Source organism: Streptomyces sp. NPDC101490 (assembly GCF_044767145.1).
Classification (GTDB): Bacteria; Actinomycetota; Actinomycetes; order Streptomycetales; family Streptomycetaceae; genus Streptomyces.
The window spans coordinates 80670-98660 of the sequence record NZ_JBIWNI010000027.1; the positions used below are offsets into that span (position 1 = coordinate 80670).

Sequence of the window (17991 nt, forward strand, 5' to 3'; positions counted from 1 at the left end):
TGCGACTCCCTTCCCTGTGTGCCCGCTCCCGAGAGTCTGGTTGATGTCGGCGTCACCCACCCCCCTTCGCCCCGCCCTGATCACCTCGTCGCTGACGGCCGCCGCGGGTGGTGCCATCGCCGCCGCCGCGGTCACCGCCGCGCCACCAGGCGTCCGCACCGCCCTCGCCTGGGTCGCCGCAGGCGGCGTCCTGCTGCTGGCGGCGGCGGCGTTCGCCGTCACCTGGTACGCGCGGACCTCACGCGCACTCGGCCGCCGCGCCGACGGGCTCGCCGCCGAACTCGCCTCCTGGGAGACGTACGCGGCCCAGTCCAAGGCCTCCGCCGAACGCGAGACCGCCGCCCTCAAGGAGCGGTTCGAGGCGGAGACCGCACGGCTCGAACAGCGCCACCGGGCCGAGACCGCCGCCGCGTCGGCCGCCCAGGCGGTCCACGCCGAGGAACTCGTCCGGGCCCACGCCGCCGAGACCGGCGCGCTCGCCCGCGCGCGGGCCTCCGACGTCGAAGGCGCCCGGCTCCGGCTGCGCCGTGCCGAGTCCGGCCGCTCCGCCGCCATGGCCGCGTCCGCCAACGCCGCCGGCCGTATGCAGGCCCTCGCCACCAGCATGCTCGCCGACCTGCGCGAGATGGAGCACCGTCACGCGGACGAGGACGTCCTCACCGACCTGCTCCACCTCGACCACCGCACCGCCCAGGCCGGCCGTCTCGCCGACTCCGTCGCCGTCCTCACCGGCGCCCGGTCCGGCCGCCGCTGGGCCCGCCCCATCGTCATGGAGTCGATCCTGCGCGGCGCCATGGGCCGGATCAGCGGCTACCAGCGCGTCCGTCTCCACTCCAGCAGCGACGCGGCCGTCGCCGGACACGCCGCCGAGGGCGTCATGCACGCCCTGGCCGAACTCATGGACAACGCGGCGAACTTCTCGCCGCCCAACGCCGAGGTCCACGTGTACGTGGAGGAGGTCCCGGCCGGTGTCATGATCGCCGTCGAGGACAGCGGCCTCGTCATGAGCGACGTCCAGCTCCGCCGCGCCGAGTCGGCCGTCGGAGCGGTCACCCAGGACCTGGCCGGTCTCTCCGGCACCCGGCTCGGCCTCGCCGTCGTCGGCCGACTGGCCCGCAAGCACGGCCTGACCGTGTCGTTCCGCCCCTCCGCGCGCGGCGGCACCGGCGCCCTGCTGATGCTCCCCCAGGAACTGATCAGCCGCGCCTCCGCCGAGTCGCGGACCGCGCCGGAGGCCGCGGGGAACCCGGCCGTCACCCCGGAGCCCCAGGGAAGCCGGGCGCCGGGCACCACCCCGGAGACCGCCGGGGGCCAGGCACCGAGCGGGACCGCCCCGCACCCGGCCGCGCCCGCCGTCCGCATCCCCGCTCCGCGCACCGAGCCCGGAAGCACGCCCGACACCCCCGCCGAGAGCACCGGCGAGCACCCGCGCTTCGGCGAGAGCGGACTTCCGCAGCGCCGCCGCGGCCGGGCCCTCGCCGCCGCCCACCCCGAGGGGCCGGACGCCGCCGCGAAGCCGCGCGGGGCCGCGGCGCCCCGCACCGGCGCGGCGGCCGGTGCGGCCACCCGTTTCGGCAGCTTCCGTCAGGCCGTCCGCGCCGCCGCCCAGCCGGACGCCCCCACCGAGGGCGAGGGCGACGGCACGACGGAGACCGGCGACCGCCCGGAGAACCTCGGCGACCACACCCCCGGTGACGGCCCAGGGACCGACGGCGTCCCCCCGGCCGGAGCCGCCCACCCGGCCGGCGGCGACGAAGCCCCGGCCGCGCACGACACCCCGAACTCCCCGCACCCGGAAGGCACCTCCCGATGACCGGCACCACCACCGACGAGAAGCTCAGCTGGCTCCTGGAGGGCCTGCTGGAACGCACCCCGGGCACCCGTCACGCCCTGGTGCTCTCCCGTGACGGCCTGAAGCTCTGCCGTACCGCCGAGCTCTCCGTCGACCAGGCGGACCAGCTGGCCGCCATCGCGGCGGGCATCCAGAGCCTGTCGCACGGTGCCTCCGTGGAGTTCGGCGACGGCACCGGCGGGGTCCGCTCCGCGATGGCCGAGTTCTACGGCGGCATCCTGTTCATCGTCGAGGCGGGCGAGGGCGCCCATCTCGCCCTGGTCGCCGACGAGGACGCCGACGCCGGACTCGTCGGCCACAACATGTCCGAACTCGTCGAACAGCTCGGCGAGCACCTGGTGGCAAGGCCCCGGGGATGAGCCGCGCCAGGCCGGGAAGGGACGACTCCCCCGACCGGCTCTACACCCTCACCGGCGGCCGGAGCCGGACCGGTTCGGACTCCTTCGACCTGGTGACCCTGGTGGTCTCCGAGAGCGATCCGGTGCCCGGCATGCAGTCCGAGCACGCCGCGATCCTCCGCATGTGCCGCTTCCCCACCGCCGTGGTGGAGGTGGCCGCCGAGCTCGGACTGCCCGTGTCGATCACCCGGATCCTCCTGGCCGACCTGCACGACACCGGCCGTATCCACGTGCGGCATCCCCGCTCGTCGTACCGCCTTCCCGATCACGACATCCTGGAGCAGGTGCTCGTTGGACTCCGTAACCTCTGAACAGCGCCAGACCCTGCACAGCACCGCCGACAACGGACTGAAGATCGTCGTCGTCGGTGGATTCGGCGTCGGCAAGACCACCCTGGTCCGCTCGGTCAGCGAGATCCGTCCGCTGAACACCGAGGAGACCATGACCCAGGCGGGCGAGGCCGTCGACGACACCGCGGGCGTCGCCGCGAAGACGGCCACCACCGTCGCCTTCGACTTCGGCCGGATCTCGCTGGACGTCCGCAACATCCTCTACCTGTTCGGCGCGCCGGGACAGGAACGGTTCTGGTTCCTGTGGGACCGGCTGTTCTCCGGCACCCTCGGCGCGGTCGTCCTCGTCGACACCCGCCGCCTCGCGGACTCCTGGTACGCGATCGACCGCCTGGAACACCACGGGACACCGTTCGTCGTCGCCTGCAACGACTTCGGCGGCAGCACCCACTCCCCCGACCAGATCCGCGAGGCCCTCGACCTCGCCGACGAGGTCCCGCTGGTCTTCTGCGACGCCCGCTCCCGCGAGTCCAGCAAGCAGGTCCTCATCGCGCTCGTCGAGCACCTGCGCACCGTCGTCGCCTCGACCCCCCGGCCGACGTCCCCGCCGATACCGGAGCCCGCCCCGTGACCCACCCCGAGCCCCCGCCCGTCCCGCTGGGCGGACCGCGGTTCCAGACCGACCCCGCCGAGCTGTACCGGCAGATCCGGCGTGACCACGGAGCGGTCGCCCCGGTCGTCCTGGACGGCGACGTGCCCGCCTGGCTGGTCCTCGGCTACCGCGAGCTGCACCAGGTCACCAGCGACCCGGTGCTCTTCTCCCGCGACTCCGACCTGTGGAACCAGTGGGACGCGATCCCGGCGGACTGGCCGCTGCTCCCCATGATCGGCCGCAAACAGCGGTCCATCCTCTACACCGTGGGCGAGCGGCACCGCGAGCGGGCCGCCGTCATCTCCGGCGCGCTGGAGGCGATCGACCCGTTCGTGCTGCGCGAGCGCGCCGAGCGGTTCGCCGACGAACTGATCGACGGGCTCTGCGGGAAGGGCTCGTGCGACATCGTCGCCGAGTACGCGATGCTCCTCCCGGTCCGTGTCCTCGCCAGCGTCTACGGCTTCGCCGACGAGCAGGGCCCGGGGCTCGTCACCGCCCTCAACGACATGATCAACGGCCAGGAGGGGGCCCTGGAGGGCCAGCGCCACCTGGGCGAGTCGATGTTCGCGCTGCTCGCCGCCAAGGCGGCGGAGCCGGGCGACGACGTGGCCTCCCGGATGGTCGGCAACACCGCCGGGTTCGACACCGAGGAGGTCGCCCAGGACCTCATGGTGATGATGGCCGCCGGGCACCAGCCCACCGCCGACTGGATCGGTAACTCGCTGCGCCTGATGCTCACCGACGACCGGTTCGCCGCCTCGCTCTCCGGCGGCCGGCACAGCGTCGGCGAGGCGATGAACGAGGTCCTGTGGGAGGACACCCCCACCCAGAACGTGGCGGGCCGCTGGGCCTCCCGCGACACCCACCTCGGCGGGCGCCGGATCGGCCGGGGCGACCTGCTGCTCCTGGGCCTGGCCGCCGCCAACTCCGACCCGCACGTGCGCGCCGACGCCGGGGCGCTCACCGGCGGCAACAACGCCTACCTGTCCTTCGGGCACGGCGAGCACCGCTGCCCGTTCCCCGCCCAGGAGGTGGCCGAGACCATCGCCCGGACGGGGATCGAGGTACTGCTCGACCGGCTGCCGGACGTGGACCTCGCCGTCCCGGCGGACGCCCTGTCCCGCCGCCCCTCCCCCTGGCTGCGCGGTCTGACCGCGCTCCCCGTGACGTACACCCCGACCCCCGCGCTTGGAGCCATCGGATGAGCTGCCCGTACGATCCCACCGCCGCGCCCGGCGACGGGGTCATCGCCCTGGACCCGTTCGTCACCGACCTGGACGGCGAGAGCGCCCGGCTGCGCGCGGCCGGTCCGCTGGCCCGCGTGGTGCTGCCGGGCGGGGTGCCCTGCTGGGCCGTCACCCACCACGCCGAGGCGCGCAAGCTGCTCACGGACTCCCGGCTCGTCAAGGACATCGAGGTCTGGGGCGCCTGGCAGCGCGGTGAGATCCCGCTGGACTGGCCGCTGATCGGCCTGGCCAACCCCGGCCGGTCCATGCTGACGGTGGACGGCGAGGAGCACCGGCGGCTGCGGAGCCTGGTGGCGCAGGCGCTGACCGCGCGCCGGGTGGAGCGGCTGCGCGCCGGGATCGAGGCGCTGACGACCGGGATGCTGGACCGGCTCGCGGAGCGTCCGGCGGGCGAGGTCGTGGACCTGAAGGCGGAGTTCGCGTACCCGCTGCCGATGAACGTGGTCGGCGAGCTGATGGGCGTGGACGCGGCCGACCACCCCCGGATGAAGGCGCTGTTCGAGAAGTTCTTCTCGACGCAGACGCCGCCGGAGGAGGTGCCGGGGATGATGGCCGACCTCGGCACGCTCTTCGCCGGGATCGTGGCGGGCAAGAAGGAGCGGCCGGGCGACGATCTGACGAGCGCGCTGATCGAGGCGTCGGAGGACGGCGACCGGCTCACCACGGAGGAGATCACCAACACCCTCCAGCTGATGGTGGCGGCCGGTCACGAGACGACCATCAGTCTGATCGTGAACGCGGTCGTCGCCCTGGAGACCCATCCCGAGCAGCGGGAGCGGGTGCTCGCGGGCGAGGTGCCGTGGGAGGACGTCATCGAGGAGACGCTGCGCTGGGCGACGCCGACCTCGCACGTGCTGATCCGGTTCGCCGCCGAGGACATCGAGGTCGGCGACCGGGTGCTGCCGAAGGGCGAGGCGATCATCGTGTCGCACGGCGCGATCGGCCGGGACGAGCGGCAGCACGGTCCGACGGCGGGCGACTTCGACGTCACCCGGACGCCCAACCGGCACATCTCCTTCGGGCACGGCCCGCACGTCTGCCCCGGTGCGGCGCTGTCCCGTCTGGAGGCGTCGGTGGCGCTGCCCGCGCTCTACGCGCGTTTCCCCGGTCTGCGGCTCGCCGTGCCGCGCGAGGAGCTGCGGAACAAGCCGGTCGTCACCCAGAACGACCTGTTCGACCTGCCGGTCCTGCTGGGCTGACGGGCCCGGCACCGCCGCCCCCGGAGCCGTACGGCAGTGGGGTGGGGGTGGTCACCGGCCGGGTCCGTTCCCGGCCGGTGACGCTCACTCCTCCGGTCCGAGGACCACGACCTGGTCGTCCGGGTGCCAGTGACGGACCAGGGACTTCGGCGGATTGAGGCACACGCCGTGGGCCGGGCCCCGGGTGCGGTAGCCGAGGGCGCACTCCCCCCGGCGGGCGGCCGCCTCGGCGACGGCCGCGAAGGAGAACTCCCGGCCGGTGACGACGTAGGCGTCCGCCGGACGCACGTGGAGCCCGTTTCCGCCCTCGCCGAGCAGTTCCCGGAAGACCGGGGCCAGCCGCGGGTTCTGGGAGATCTGTGTCATGAGGAGCCCGATCAGTCTGCCGCTGACGACGTAGTCGGCCCCGGCGGCGAGGGGGGCGATGCGCCGGTTGCGGTCGTCGGCCATCTCCGTGACGACCGGGACGTGCCGGAGGCCGCCCGTCGCCCCCTCCCCGGGCTCCCAGGTCCGTTCCCGCGCGCGCAGATGGAGCAGGGTGACGAGGGTCCGGTCGTCCGGGTCGTCGTGGCCGGGGCGGGGTTCGGGGGCGAGGACGATCACGGCGTCGTAACCGGTCAGGTCGAGGGCGTCCGTGACGGTCCCCGAGGTCGGGTCGCCGGGCCGGTGGTGCACGGAGAGCTCCGGGCCGAGGCTCCCCGCGAGGTCCCCGACGTCGGAGGCGGCGCGCGGTTCGGCCACCACGTCGAGCAGGGAGCCGGGCGGGGCGTGCCGGGCGAGGCGGCCGGCGATCCGGTGGGCACGGCGGTTCCAGCCGAGCAGCAGGAAGCGTTCGGGACGACGGCCCGCCGGGGCGGGGGCGTGGGCGGGAGCGCCGATGCGCACCGTCGCCGGGTCGTACGGGGAGGGCCCGGAGTCCCCCGCTCGGATCACTGTCGGGTCGTAGGGAGTGGGCTCGGCGTCCTCCGTGCGGATCGCCGTCGGGTCGTACGAAGCCGGCTCGGCGTCCCCCGTACGGATCGCCGTCGGGTCGTAGGGGGCGGGTGTGGGTGTCCAGTACGTGGTGTCGTCGTCCTCGGCGAGGACGATCAGCGCCTCGCCGTCCAGGAGCGGGGTGCGGCCGGGCGGGTTGAGGGCGACCGTGCCGTCGGCGCGGGCGATGCCGACGACGGCCGACACCGGGGAGCGGGCGGCGGCCTCGTGGAAGCTCAGGCCGGGCGGCCCCGGGTCCCGCACGGTGTGGAACTCGTGTCCGGCGAAGTCGAGCAACTCCTCGTAGACGAGGGAGAGTCCGGGTTGCCGGGCGCACTGGGCGAGGAGCCGCGCGGAGATGTCGTCCGCGTCCAGGACGACGGTACGGGCGCCGCCGGCGAGCCGGGCGGCGCCGAGGTACCGGTCGCCCCGTACGGCGGCGACGACACGCACCGGGTGGTCCTCGCCGACGGTCGCCGTGAGGGAGAGCAGGGTCTTGACGACCTCGGCGTCGTCGCCGGGGCTGTCCCGGGGCAGGACGAGGACGCACTCGGCGGTCGCCGGGCTGACCCGGTCCAGTGCGACGGGGTCGGTGGGACGGCCGTTGCGGCAGAGCAGCCGGGTGCGGCCCGCGAAGCCGAGGGTGGCGCGGAACTCCTCCTCCATCTCGGCCTTGGGGCGGTCGGCGAGCACCGCGATGACGCCCCGGCGCCGGTGGGCGTGGGCGGTGACGAGTTCGCGGACGACCGTCGGGATCTGCTCGGACCAGCCGAGGACCACGGTGTGGCCGCTCTCCACGACCCGGGCGTGGCCCCGGTCGAGCGCGAGGAGCCGTTCGGTGATCCCGGTGGTGATGAGGCTGACCAGGGTGGAGACGTAGAAGAGCGCGATGAGCGCGAGTACCACGGTGAGGGCGACGCGGAGCGGAGGACCGACCTCGCCGCCCAGCCGGAGGGTCTGTCCGGTGTTGCGCCAGACCGCCGCGACCCGGCTGCCGAAGGTGGCGGGGGTCCGGTGGTCGGTCCAGACGAGCAGGGCGCTGACGGGGACGACGAGGGCGAGGCAGGCGAGGGCGAGCCAGCCGACGAGCGCGGGGGTCCCCCGGGTGAGCGTGCTGTCGAACCAGTAGCGGAGCCGGGCCTCGGCCTGGCCGCGCGGGGCGGGGCGTTCCGGGGGCGCGGCCGGGTCCCGGTCCGGGTGTCCCCCGGTCGGCGGTGCGGCGCTCCGCTGGGCGGGGACGACCTTGTTGCCTTGTCTGCGCACGTCAGCAGGGTGGCGCCCCGTCCCGGTCCGGCGAAAGCGCCATCAGGGCACATTCATCCCTTCGGGAGCACCGGACGGGGAACCGGGGGACGAGCCGGTCAGACGTGCGAGCGGGGTGGTCCGGGGGCTGGCACGAAGGACTGAACGGTGGTTCACTCCTTTGTATGGCCTACCGCAAGACACCCGCCGAGCTCGCACGGCTCCGGGCCGCCCGTGAACGTCTGGTCGCCCAGGCCACCGAGGTCGTGGCCGAGGCGGGCTGGGCGGGCGCCTCGGTGACCGCGGTCGCCGCGGCGGCGGGCATCGCCGCCGGTTCCGTCTACCAGCACTTCCCCTCCAAGGCGGCCCTCGCCGTGGAGGTGTTCCGGCGTGCCTCCGGCCGCGAGGCCGAGGTGCTGGGCGAGGTGCTGCGGGGCGGGGGCGACCCGGTCGAGCGGCTGGCCCACGGCGTCCGGGTGTTCGCCCTGCGCGCCCTGGAACGTCCCGGTCTGGCCTACGCCCTGCTCGCGGCACCGGCCGAACCGGCGCTCGGCGCCGAGCGGCTGGAGTTCCGCCGCCGCTACCGCGCGCTCTTCGCCGAGGTGGTCCGCGAGGGCGTCGCCGCCGGACTGCTGCCCCCGCAGGACCCGCACCTCACGGCCGCCGCGCTGACCGGCGCCGTCGGCGAGGTCCTCGTGGACCCGCTCGGCGCGGTCGGCGAGGTGCCCGGCGCCCCGCCCCGCCTCACCACGGACGGCCTCACCCCGCCCGACCTCACCACGGACGGCCTCGGCTCGGACGGCCTCACGGCAGTCGACCTCACCGCGACCGGCCCTTCCGGACACGGCGCCGCCACCGACCCGGCCACCGACACGCTCCTCGCCGAACTCACCGCCCTCGCCCTGCGCTGCGCCGGTGCCCGCCCCGCCGCGCCGCGCCCATCGAACCAGGAGGACCCGTCATGACCGCGACCACCGGCACACCCCCGCTGCGCAGCGAGCCCACCGCGCGCACCCATGACGTCACCAACCAGGTCCCGCCGCTCGTCGGGCACGACGTCGCCGACGACGCCGTCCTCCTGGAGGGCGTGCGCCGCGAGGGCGCCGGCTGGTGTCTGGACGACCTGCGCCGGATCGGCCGCCGTACGGGCTCCGAGGAGGTCCAGCGCTGGGCGGAGGAGGCCAACCGGCACGAGCCGGAGCTGCGCACCCACGACCGGTACGGCAACCGGGTCGACGAGATCGACTTCCATCCCGCCTACCACTCCCTGATGCGGGAGGCGATCGGGGAGGGCCTCGGCGGCGCGGCCTGGGCCGACCCCCGGTCCGGCGCCCATGTGGCCCGCGCCGCCGGGTTCATGGTGTGGAGCACCGCCGAGGCGGGCCACGGCTGCCCGGTGTCGATGACGTACGCCGTCGTCCCCGCCCTGCGGGCCGCGCCCGCGCTCGCCGGGCTGTACGAGCCCCTGCTGACCAGCCGGGTGTACGACCCCGGGCTGCGCGCCCCGGCGGAGAAGCGCGGGCTGCTCGCCGGGATGGGCATGACGGAGAAGCAGGGCGGCACCGATGTCCGTACCAACAGCACCACGGCGGTGGAGGCGGCGGACGGCACCTGGCGGCTGCGCGGCCACAAGTGGTTCACCAGCGCGCCGATGAACGACCTGTTCCTCGTGCTGGCGCAGGCGCCAGGCGGTCTGTCCTGCTTCCTGGTCCCCCGGGTGCTGCCCGACGGCTCCCGCAACACCTTCCGCGTCCAGCGGCTGAAGGACAAGCTGGGCAACCGCAGCAACGCCAGCGGCGAGCCGGAGTTCGACGACACCGTGGCCTGGGCGGTCGGGGCCGAGGGCCAGGGCGTGCGGACCATCATCGACATGGTGACGATGACCCGGCTCGACTGCGTCCTCGGATCGGCGTCGGGCACCCGCGCGGCGCTCGCGCAGGCCGCGCACCACATCCGGCACCGCGAGGTGTTCGGTGCCCGGCTCGTCGACCAGCCGCTGATGCGCAATGTCATCGCCGATCTGGGCGTCGAGTCGGAGGCCGCGACGACGCTGGCCCTGCGGATCGCCGGGGCGGCCGACCGGGCCCAGCGGGGCGACGAGGGCGAGCGGGCCTTTCTGCGGCTCGCCACCGCCGTCGGCAAGTACTGGGTGTGCAAGCGTCAGCCGCCCGCCGTCGCCGAGGCGCTGGAATGCCTGGGAGGCAACGGCTACGACGAGGCCTCCGGGATGCCCCGCCTCTACCGCGACGCCCCGCTGAACGGCATCTGGGAGGGCTCGGGCAACGTCAACGCCCTCGACGTGCTGCGGGCGCTGGCCCGTGAGCCGGAGTCCCTGGAGGCCTTCCGCGCGGAGGTCGAGGCCGCCTCGGGCGGTGACGCCCGGCTGGACACGGCCTGGCGCGAACTGCGCGGCGAGCTGGTCCTCACCGAGGACGCCCAGCTGCGCGCCCGTCGTCTGGTGGAGCGGCTGGCGCTCGTCCTGCAGGGTTCGCTGCTGGTGCGGCACGCGCCGCACGCGGTGGCCGACGCGTTCTGCGCCTCCCGGCTGGCCGGTGACCGGGGCCTGGCGTTCGGCACCCTTCCCCCGGGCACGGACTTCGCGGGCGTGATCGCCCGGCTGCCGGGGGCCACGGGCTGAACGGACGGCGGCCCCGGTCACCGGCCGGTGGGCCGCCCGGGAAGGACAGTGGGGCCCTCCGCAGAAGGACAGCGGGGCCCTCCCTGGAAGGGAGGGCCCCACGTCACGCGCCGTACCGGGGCACGGTCAGAAGCGGTCCTGCGGGATCGGCAGGCCCGGGGTCCCCGGCGCCGGGTCCAGCAGACCGTTCGCCGCCGGGTTCGCCGCCGCCTGGCAGGTCACGTCCGACGCGGGCAGCCGTCCCGTCGTCAGATAGGCGGTGGCCGTCCGGTCGGCGCAGGACTTGGTGCCGTAGACACCGTGTCCCTGGCCGCCGAGGACGGTGGCCATCCGGGCGCCCTTCATGACCCGGCGCAGGCCCTGCCCGCTGACCAGCGGGGTCTGGGAGTCCCACTCGTTCTGCAGGATGAGCGCGCCGACCTTGTTGTCGATCCGGGTGGCGGGCTCGGAGCCCTGCTGCCAGAACGCGCACGGCTTGATGTTCGACGCGAAGTCGCCGTACAGCGGGTACTTCACCTTGTCCTTGATCGCGTCCCGGCGGTACTGCTCCGGGTCGCGCGGCCAGGCGCGGGTGTCGGCGCACACCACGGACCAGAAGGCGGCGTCCATGTTGTCCTCGGGGACGGCACGGGCGAACGACGACGGGACGCGCTCCGGGGCCACGCTCCGGCGGGCGGGCGCGGTCGCGGGCGTGCCGGTCTCCGCCGCCTTCTTCAGCTGCGCGACGAGATCGGCGGCCCACTCCGGGTTGAAGAACACCTGCCGGGCGGACCGGATGTCGTCACCGTTCAGGAGGGTGCCCTCCAGATCGATGGGCTTGCGGTCGGCCTGCGCGACGAGGTCCCAGAAGGTCTGGCGGACCTCGGAGGGAGTGGCGCCCAGCCCGTAGGTGGTGTGGCGCGCGGCGGTCCAGCCGGTCCAGCGGGTGAAGGCGGGCTCCGCGCCCTCGGCCCACACCTGGATCATGCCCCGCCAGATCCGCGCGGGGTCGACCGCGCTGTCGAGCACGAACCGGTCGGTCCGCCGGGGGAAGAGCTGCGTGTAGACGGCGCCCAGGTAGGTGCCGTACGAGTAGCCCAGGTACGAGATCTTCTTCTCGCCGAGCACCGCGCGGATGACGTCCATGTCACGGGCGGTGTTGCGGGTGGTGAGGTGGGGCAGGACGGCGCCGCTCTTCGCCCGGCACTTCTCCGCCACGGTCCGCGCCCAGGCCACGTCCGCGGCGAACTTATCGGCCTTGTACGGGCGCTGCCAGTTCCCCTCCTCGGGGGTGAGTCCGCAGCTCACGGGGGAGCTCTGGGCGACGCCCCGGGGGTCGAAGCCGATGAGGTCGTACTGCTTCTTCACCGAGGCGGGCAGCTCGGGCCCCATGTACAGGGGCATGTCGAGCCCGGAGCCGCCGGGGCCGCCGGGGTTCAGGAGCAGCACGCCGCGCCGGTCCCGGTCGCTGGTCGCCTTGACCCGGGAGATCGCGATGTCGAGGGTCCTGCCGTTCGGCCGGGTGTAGTCGAGCGGCACCTTGATCGTGGCGCACTGGAAGGCGGCGGGGTCCTGGGGGTTGCAGCGCTTCCAGCGCGGCTTCTGCCCCGTGAAGTCGGCCAGGGACGCGGCGGTGGCGGTCCTCGGCGAGATCGTGGCGGCCGGGGCGTTCGCGGAGGCGACAGCGGGCGTGAGCGCGGGCACGAGCGCGGCGACGGCGCTGATGGCCACGACGGATGCTATTCGTCTGCTTCGCACAGTGGGTCAGATCCTTGCGACGGACGGATGGATCGGTCCCGCACACCCTTTCGCATCCGGTGGCGGGAGGTAATCCCCCGGCGGTCCTCCTTCCTCTCCGACCAGAGGAGTAGACCAGGTCCGGGGGAATGGTCCCCGAGGTGGAGAACCCAACTTCCCCGATGCTCATCGGGGTTGACGGATCGTCCGCCGGGGAGGCGCACGCGCCGGACGTTCCCGCCCTCGCGCCCGCCCCGCCCGCCGGGCGCCGTTCGGGGGATGCCTCGCGCGATGATCCATGTCACTTCACCGGAACCTTCAGACGGCCCTCGGACAGCCCGTAGCGTGACGGAACGAGCCGGCCGCCCGCCGGACGCGACACGGGAACGACCGGCCGTACGCGCCCGCGCGGAGGTGTCGCCGACACCGTGGGGCTCGTCACCGGCAGGGTGAAGGGATCAGAAATGTTCCGCAAAGTGCTGGTAGCCAACCGCGGCGAGATCGCGATTCGCGCGTTCCGCGCGGGCTACGAACTGGGGGCGCGCACCGTCGCCGTCTTCCCCCACGAGGACCGCAACTCACTGCACCGGCTGAAGGCCGACGAGGCGTACGAGATCGGGGAGCAGGGGCACCCGGTGCGGGCCTACCTCTCCGTCGAGGAGATCATCGGGGCGGCCCTCCGGGCGGGCGCCGACGCGGTCTACCCGGGCTACGGCTTCCTCTCCGAGAACCCGGAACTCGCCCGCGCCTGCGAGGCGGCGGGCATCACGTTCGTGGGCCCGTCCGTGGAGACCCTGGAGCTGACCGGGAACAAGGCGCGGGCCGTGGCCGCCGCCCGGGAGGCGGGCGTCCCCGTGCTCGGCTCCTCGGCGCCCTCCACCGACGTGGACGAACTGGTCGCCGCCGCCGGGGAGATCGGCTTCCCCCTCTTCGTCAAGGCCGTCGCGGGCGGCGGCGGGCGCGGTATGCGCCGGGTGGCGGAACCGGCCGCGCTGCGCGAGGCCGTCGAGGCGGCGGCCCGCGAGGCCGAGTCCGCCTTCGGCGACGCCACCGTCTTCCTGGAGAAGGCGGTGGTCGACCCCCGGCACATCGAGGTGCAGATCCTCGCCGACGGCCGGGGCGACGTCATCCACCTGTACGAGCGGGACTGCTCGGTCCAGCGCCGCCACCAGAAGGTCGTCGAACTCGCGCCCGCCCCCAACCTCGACCCAGAGCTGCGGCAGCGGATCTGCGACGACGCCGTACGGTTCGCGCGCCGCATCGGCTACCGCAACGCGGGCACCGTCGAGTTCCTCCTCGACCCCGAGGGCAGGCACGTCTTCATCGAGATGAACCCGCGCATCCAGGTCGAGCACACGGTCACCGAGGAGGTCACCGACATCGACCTGGTGCAGTCGCAGCTGCGCATCGCCGCCGGGGAGACCCTCGCCGACCTCGGCCTGAGCCAGGAGTCCGTCGTCCTGCGCGGCGCCGCGCTCCAGTGCCGGATCACCACCGAGGACCCGGCCAACGGCTTCCGCCCGGACACCGGCATGATCAGCGCCTACCGCTCCCCCGGCGGCTCGGGCATCCGCCTCGACGGCGGCACCACCCACGCCGGTACGGAGGTCAGCGCCCACTTCGACTCGATGCTGGTCAAACTCACCTGCCGGGGAAGGGACTTCGAGTCCGCCGTCGGCCGGGCGCGGCGGGCCGTGGCCGAGTTCCGCATCAGGGGCGTATCCACGAACATCCCCTTCCTCCAGGCCGTCCTCGACGACCCGGACTTCCGCGCCGGGCGGGTCACCACGGCCTTCATCGAGGAGCGGCCGCACCTGCTCACCGCGCGCCACTCGGCCGACCGGGGCACGAAGCTGCTCACGTACCTCGCCGACGTCACCGTGAACAAGCCGCACGGCCCCCGGCCCGAACTGATCACGCCCACCGAGAAGCTGCCCCCGCTGCCCCCGGGCGAGCCCCCGGCCGGTTCCCGGCAGCGCCTCGCCGAGCTGGGCCCCGAGGGCTTCGCGCGGAGCCTGCGCGAGTCGCCGACGCTGGGCGTCACCGACACCACCTTCCGCGACGCCCACCAGTCGCTCCTGGCCACCCGGGTGCGCACCAAGGACCTGCTGGCCGTCGCCCCGACCGTGGCGCACACCCTGCCGGGACTGCTGTCCCTGGAGTGCTGGGGCGGCGCCACCTACGACGTCGCCCTGCGGTTCCTCGCCGAGGACCCCTGGGAGCGGCTCGCCGCCCTGCGCGAGACCGTGCCGAACATCTGCCTGCAGATGCTGCTGCGGGGCCGCAACACCGTGGGCTACACCCCCTATCCGACCGAGGTGACCGACGCCTTCGTGCAGGAGGCCGCCGCCACCGGCATCGACGTCTTCCGGATCTTCGACGCGCTGAACGACGTCCGGCAGATGCGGCCCGCCATCGACGCCGTACGGGCGACGGGGACGGCGGTCGCCGAGGTCGCGCTCTGCTACACCGCCGATCTGTCCGACCCGGCGGAGCGGCTCTACACCCTGGACTACTACCTGCGGCTGGCCGAGGAGATCGTCGCGGCCGGGGCCCACGTCCTGGCGGTCAAGGACATGGCAGGGCTGCTGCGCGCGCCCGCCGCCGCCACCCTGGTCTCCGCGCTGCGGCGGGAGTTCGACCTGCCGGTGCACCTGCACACCCATGACACCGCGGGCGGCCAGCTCGCCACCTACCTCGCGGCGGTCCAGGCGGGGGCGGACGCGGTGGACGGCGCGGTGGCGTCCATGGCCGGGACCACCTCGCAGCCCTCGCTGTCCGCGATCGTCGCCGCGACCGACCACTCCGCACGGCCCACCGGCCTCGGGCTGCGGGCGGTCGGCGACCTGGAGCCGTACTGGGAGAGCGTCCGCAAGGTGTACGCCCCGTTCGAGGCGGGCCTCGGCTCGCCGACCGGTCGGGTGTACCACCACGAGATCCCCGGCGGGCAGCTCTCCAACCTGCGCACCCAGGCGGTCGCCCTCGGGCTCGGCGACCGCTTCGAGGACATCGAGGCGACGTACGCCGCCGCCGACCGGATGCTGGGCCGGCTGGTGAAGGTCACGCCCTCGTCGAAGGTCGTCGGCGATCTGGCGCTGCACCTCGTCGGCGCCGGGGTGGCACCCGAGGACTTCGAGGCGGCGCCGAACCGCTACGACGTCCCCGACTCGGTCGTCGGCTTCCTCCACGGCGAGCTGGGCACCCCGCCCGGCGGCTGGCCCGAGCCGTTCCGCACCAAGGCGCTGGAGGGCCGCGCCGGGCCCCGGCCGGTGCGCGAGCTGACCCCGGAGGACCGCGAGGGACTGGACAAGGACCGGCGGGCGACGCTGAACCGGCTGCTCTTCCCCGGCCCGGCGAAGGAGTTCGAGGCGCACCGGCAGGCGTACGGCGACACCAGTGTGCTCGACAGCAAGGACTTCTTCTACGGGCTGCGCCCCGGGAAGGAGTACGCCGTCGACTTCGGGCCCGGGGTGCGGCTGCTCATCGAGCTGGAGGCGGTGGGCGAGGCCGACGAGCGCGGGATGCGCACGGTCCTGTCCACCCTGAACGGGCAGTTGCGGCCGATCCAGGTGAGGGACCGGGCCGCCGCGGCGAACCTCCCGGCGACCGAGAAGGCCGACCGGTCGGACCCGGGGCACGTAGCCGCCCCGTTCGCGGGCGTGGTCACCCTGACGGTCGCCGAGGGCGACGAGGTCGAGGCGGGTACGACGGTGGCCACGATCGAGGCGATGAAGATGGAGGCCTCGATCACGGCCGTGCGGGGCGGCCGGGTGTCCCGGCTGGCCGTCACCCGGGTCCAGCAGGTGGAGGGCGGCGACCTGCTCGTCGAGATCGTCTGAACCCCGGGGCGCCCGGAGCCCCGTGCTCCGGGCGCCCCGGCGGTCACCGTGCGATCAGGTCGGCCGCCCGCTCGGCGATCATGACGGTGGGGGCCTGGGGGTGGCCCCGGACGAGGGACGGCATGACGGAGGCGTCCGCCACCCGCAGCCCCCTGAGGTGGTGGACGCGCAGTTCGGGGTCGACGACCGAGGAGTCGTCGGTGCCCATCCGGCAGGTGCCGACCGGGTGGAACGTGGTGTCCGCGGTGCGCCGGATGTGGGCGGTGAGGGCCTCGTCGTCGCTGAGGTCGGCGCCGGGGGGCCAGGGCGCGCCGATGTAGGGGGCGAGGGACGGGGCTTCGAGGACGTGCCGGGCGGCCCGTACGCCCCTGATCAGGGTGGCGAGGTCGGCGCCTTCGGGGTCGGTGAGGTAGCCGGGGTCGATCGCGGGAGGGACGGTGGGGTCGGCGGAGGTCGCCCGGAGGGTTCCCCGGCTGTGGGGCCGCAGCAGGACGACGGCGAGGGAGGTGCCGTGTTCGGCCGAGGGTTCCGCGTCGCGGCTGAGGTAGGGGGCGGGGATGTGGCCCAGTTCGATGTCGGGTGCGCAGAGGTCCGGGCGGGTGCGGACGAAGCACAGGGCCTCGCCGATGTTGGAGGTGAGGGGGCCCCTGCGGCGCAGCAGGTAGGAGGCGAGGGCCCGGGGCGATTGGGCGGCGGCCAGCGTGACGGGTTCGGGGCAGCGGGAGACCAGCATGACGGAGAGGTGGTCCTGGAGGTTGAGGCCGACGCCGGGGAGGGGGACGCGCGGGGTGATGCCCGCCCCGGTGAGGGTCTCGGGGTCGCCGATCCCGGAGAGCTGGAGCAGATGGGGGCTGCCGACGGCCCCGGCACTGAGGACGACTTCGCGGCGCGCGGTCACGCGCAGTTCCCCGCCCCGCCGGTCGGTCGCGGTGACGCCGGTGACCCGGTCGCCGTCCAGGGTGAGGCGGTGGACCAGGACCCGGGTGAGGACCTTGAGGTTGGGGCGGCGGCGGGCGGGGCGCAGATAGGCGTCGGCGCAGCTGAACCGGCGGCCCGTGTGCTGGGTGACCGGGCTGGGGCCGTAGCCCGTGTTGTCGGCGGCGTTGGTCTCGGGGAGCCGGGTGTGGCCCGCTTCCCCGCAGGCCCGCAGGAAGGCGGTGGTGGTGGGGTTGGGCGAGCGGAGTTCCTCGATCCACAGGGCTCCGGTGTCGCCGTAGGCGCGGTCGGAGTTGGTGCCGGACCGGCGTTCGGCGCGGTGGAAGTAGGGCAGCGTCTCCCGGTAGGACCAGGCGGGGCCCGCCTCGGCGGCCCAGGAGTCGTAGTCGTCCCGGTGGCCGCGCGCCCACACCTGCGCGTTGAGGAGGGAGCAGCCGCCGAGGCCCTTGCCGCGCGGCCAGTGCAGGGAGCGGCCGTCGAGTCCGGTCTGCGGGAGGGTGCGGTACTGCCAGTCGTAGCGGGTGCCGAAGAGCCGGGAGAAGGCGAGCGGGACGCGGATCGCGGGATGCCGGTCGGGGCCGCCCCCTTCGAGTACGGCCACGGTGACCCCGGGGTCGGCCGAGAGCCGTTCGGCCAGGACGCATCCGGCCGTGCCCGCTCCGACCACCACGTAGTCGACGTCGAGGGTGGTCATGGCGGCTCCTGCACGACTCTGCCTCGACATGGCGAGGTCCGGGCGATGGCGACGGCATCCTAGGGCCTGTCTGACCATTCCCGTCGTCGCCCGCGGGGCGGCCGCGCGGCGTCAGGTGCGTGCTCTCGGCGTGTCGGCCCCAGGCCCTCGTACGGGACGTACGTGGGTCTGGGGCCGGTGCGGCGAGAGTGCGTGATGGCGTCGCGCGGCAGGCGGGAATGGTCAGACAGGCCCTAGGGCGTGTCTTCAAAGACTCCTTGATGGGGCATCATGTGGTGCATGGTGCGGCGGCATGAGCTCTCGGACGAAGAGTGGG

At 74.3% G+C, this 17991-nt stretch carries 12 protein-coding genes; 9 read left to right on the forward strand and 3 right to left on the reverse strand.

The genetic code is table 11. From position 1 onward, the window contains the following. Window positions 1-43: 43 nt before the first annotated feature. Genes ACIRQY_RS31745 through ACIRQY_RS31770 form a run of 6 tightly spaced genes read left to right on the forward strand, consistent with a single transcriptional unit; the run spans window position 44 to window position 5638 of the window. A complete protein-coding gene (locus ACIRQY_RS31745) occupies window positions 44-1813 on the forward strand; it encodes an ATP-binding protein (protein ID WP_403931376.1) in 1770 nt (589 codons plus the stop codon). Continuing rightward, complete coding sequence (locus ACIRQY_RS31750) at window positions 1810-2211, forward strand: roadblock/LC7 domain-containing protein (protein WP_351790508.1); 402 nt, start codon at window positions 1810-1812, stop codon at window positions 2209-2211. Before ACIRQY_RS31745 ends, ACIRQY_RS31750 begins: the two co-directional genes overlap by 4 nt. After that, a complete protein-coding gene (locus tag ACIRQY_RS31755; RefSeq protein ID WP_351790510.1) occupies window positions 2208-2561 on the forward strand; it encodes a DUF742 domain-containing protein in 354 nt (117 codons plus the stop codon). Before ACIRQY_RS31750 ends, ACIRQY_RS31755 begins: the two co-directional genes overlap by 4 nt. Further along, the gene (locus ACIRQY_RS31760; protein ID WP_351790512.1) at window positions 2542-3171 is read left to right on the forward strand and encodes an ATP/GTP-binding protein; all 630 of its coding nucleotides are present in this window, start codon (window positions 2542-2544) and stop codon (window positions 3169-3171) included. Before ACIRQY_RS31755 ends, ACIRQY_RS31760 begins: the two co-directional genes overlap by 20 nt. Beyond that, window positions 3168-4397: a cytochrome P450 gene (locus ACIRQY_RS31765; protein WP_351790515.1), complete on the forward strand. Its 1230-nt coding sequence runs from the start codon at window positions 3168-3170 to the stop codon at window positions 4395-4397. The genes ACIRQY_RS31760 and ACIRQY_RS31765 overlap by 4 nt, the downstream gene beginning before the upstream one ends. Continuing rightward, window positions 4394-5638, forward strand: a complete 1245-nt coding sequence (locus ACIRQY_RS31770) for a cytochrome P450 (protein ID WP_403931379.1) — start codon at window positions 4394-4396, stop codon at window positions 5636-5638. Before ACIRQY_RS31765 ends, ACIRQY_RS31770 begins: the two co-directional genes overlap by 4 nt. A gap of 84 nt (window positions 5639-5722) precedes the next feature. Here ACIRQY_RS31770 and ACIRQY_RS31775 read toward each other — a convergent pair whose 3' ends face one another. Continuing rightward, window positions 5723-7873, reverse strand: coding sequence for an NAD-binding lipoprotein (locus tag ACIRQY_RS31775; protein WP_403931380.1), 2151 nt, complete (start codon window positions 7871-7873; stop codon window positions 5723-5725). A gap of 164 nt (window positions 7874-8037) precedes the next feature. On the opposite strand from ACIRQY_RS31775, the gene ACIRQY_RS31780 reads away from it, so the two are divergent. Then, window positions 8038-8817, forward strand: coding sequence for a TetR family transcriptional regulator (locus tag ACIRQY_RS31780; RefSeq protein WP_403931382.1), 780 nt, complete (start codon window positions 8038-8040; stop codon window positions 8815-8817). Further along, window positions 8814-10490, forward strand: a complete 1677-nt coding sequence (locus ACIRQY_RS31785; RefSeq protein ID WP_403931384.1) for an acyl-CoA dehydrogenase family protein — start codon at window positions 8814-8816, stop codon at window positions 10488-10490. The genes ACIRQY_RS31780 and ACIRQY_RS31785 overlap by 4 nt, the downstream gene beginning before the upstream one ends. Window positions 10491-10616: 126 nt before the next feature. On the opposite strand, the gene ACIRQY_RS31790 is transcribed toward ACIRQY_RS31785, so the two are convergent. Beyond that, window positions 10617-12227: an alpha/beta hydrolase gene (locus tag ACIRQY_RS31790; protein WP_403931386.1), complete on the reverse strand. Its 1611-nt coding sequence runs from the start codon at window positions 12225-12227 to the stop codon at window positions 10617-10619. Between the two features lie 443 nt (window positions 12228-12670). Here ACIRQY_RS31790 and ACIRQY_RS31795 point away from each other — a divergent pair, with 443 nt between their 5' ends. Further along, window positions 12671-16045 (forward strand): pyruvate carboxylase, encoded by a 3375-nt coding sequence (locus tag ACIRQY_RS31795; RefSeq protein ID WP_403931388.1) that lies wholly within the window; start codon window positions 12671-12673, stop codon window positions 16043-16045. 43 nt (window positions 16046-16088) lie between these two features. On the opposite strand, the gene ACIRQY_RS31800 is transcribed toward ACIRQY_RS31795, so the two are convergent. Next, window positions 16089-17675 (reverse strand): GMC family oxidoreductase, encoded by a 1587-nt coding sequence (locus ACIRQY_RS31800; protein WP_403931390.1) that lies wholly within the window; start codon window positions 17673-17675, stop codon window positions 16089-16091. Between the last annotated feature and the right edge of the window lie 316 nt (window positions 17676-17991).

Excerpts from the sequence above, each read along its gene's own strand:
- ACIRQY_RS31745 (WP_403931376.1), top strand. The coding sequence starts at position 44 with ATGTCGGCGTCACCCACCCCCCTTCGCCCCGCCCTGATCACCTCGTCG.
- ACIRQY_RS31750 (WP_351790508.1), top strand. The coding sequence starts at position 1,810 with ATGACCGGCACCACCACCGACGAGAAGCTCAGCTGGCTCCTGGAGGGC.
- ACIRQY_RS31755 (WP_351790510.1), top strand. The coding sequence starts at position 2,208 with ATGAGCCGCGCCAGGCCGGGAAGGGACGACTCCCCCGACCGGCTCTAC.
- ACIRQY_RS31770 (WP_403931379.1), top strand. The coding sequence starts at position 4,394 with ATGAGCTGCCCGTACGATCCCACCGCCGCGCCCGGCGACGGGGTCATC.
- ACIRQY_RS31780 (WP_403931382.1), top strand. The coding sequence starts at position 8,038 with ATGGCCTACCGCAAGACACCCGCCGAGCTCGCACGGCTCCGGGCCGCC.
- ACIRQY_RS31785 (WP_403931384.1), top strand. The coding sequence starts at position 8,814 with ATGACCGCGACCACCGGCACACCCCCGCTGCGCAGCGAGCCCACCGCG.
- ACIRQY_RS31795 (WP_403931388.1), top strand. The coding sequence starts at position 12,671 with ATGTTCCGCAAAGTGCTGGTAGCCAACCGCGGCGAGATCGCGATTCGC.
- ACIRQY_RS31800 (WP_403931390.1), bottom strand. The coding sequence starts at position 17,675 with ATGACCACCCTCGACGTCGACTACGTGGTGGTCGGAGCGGGCACGGCC.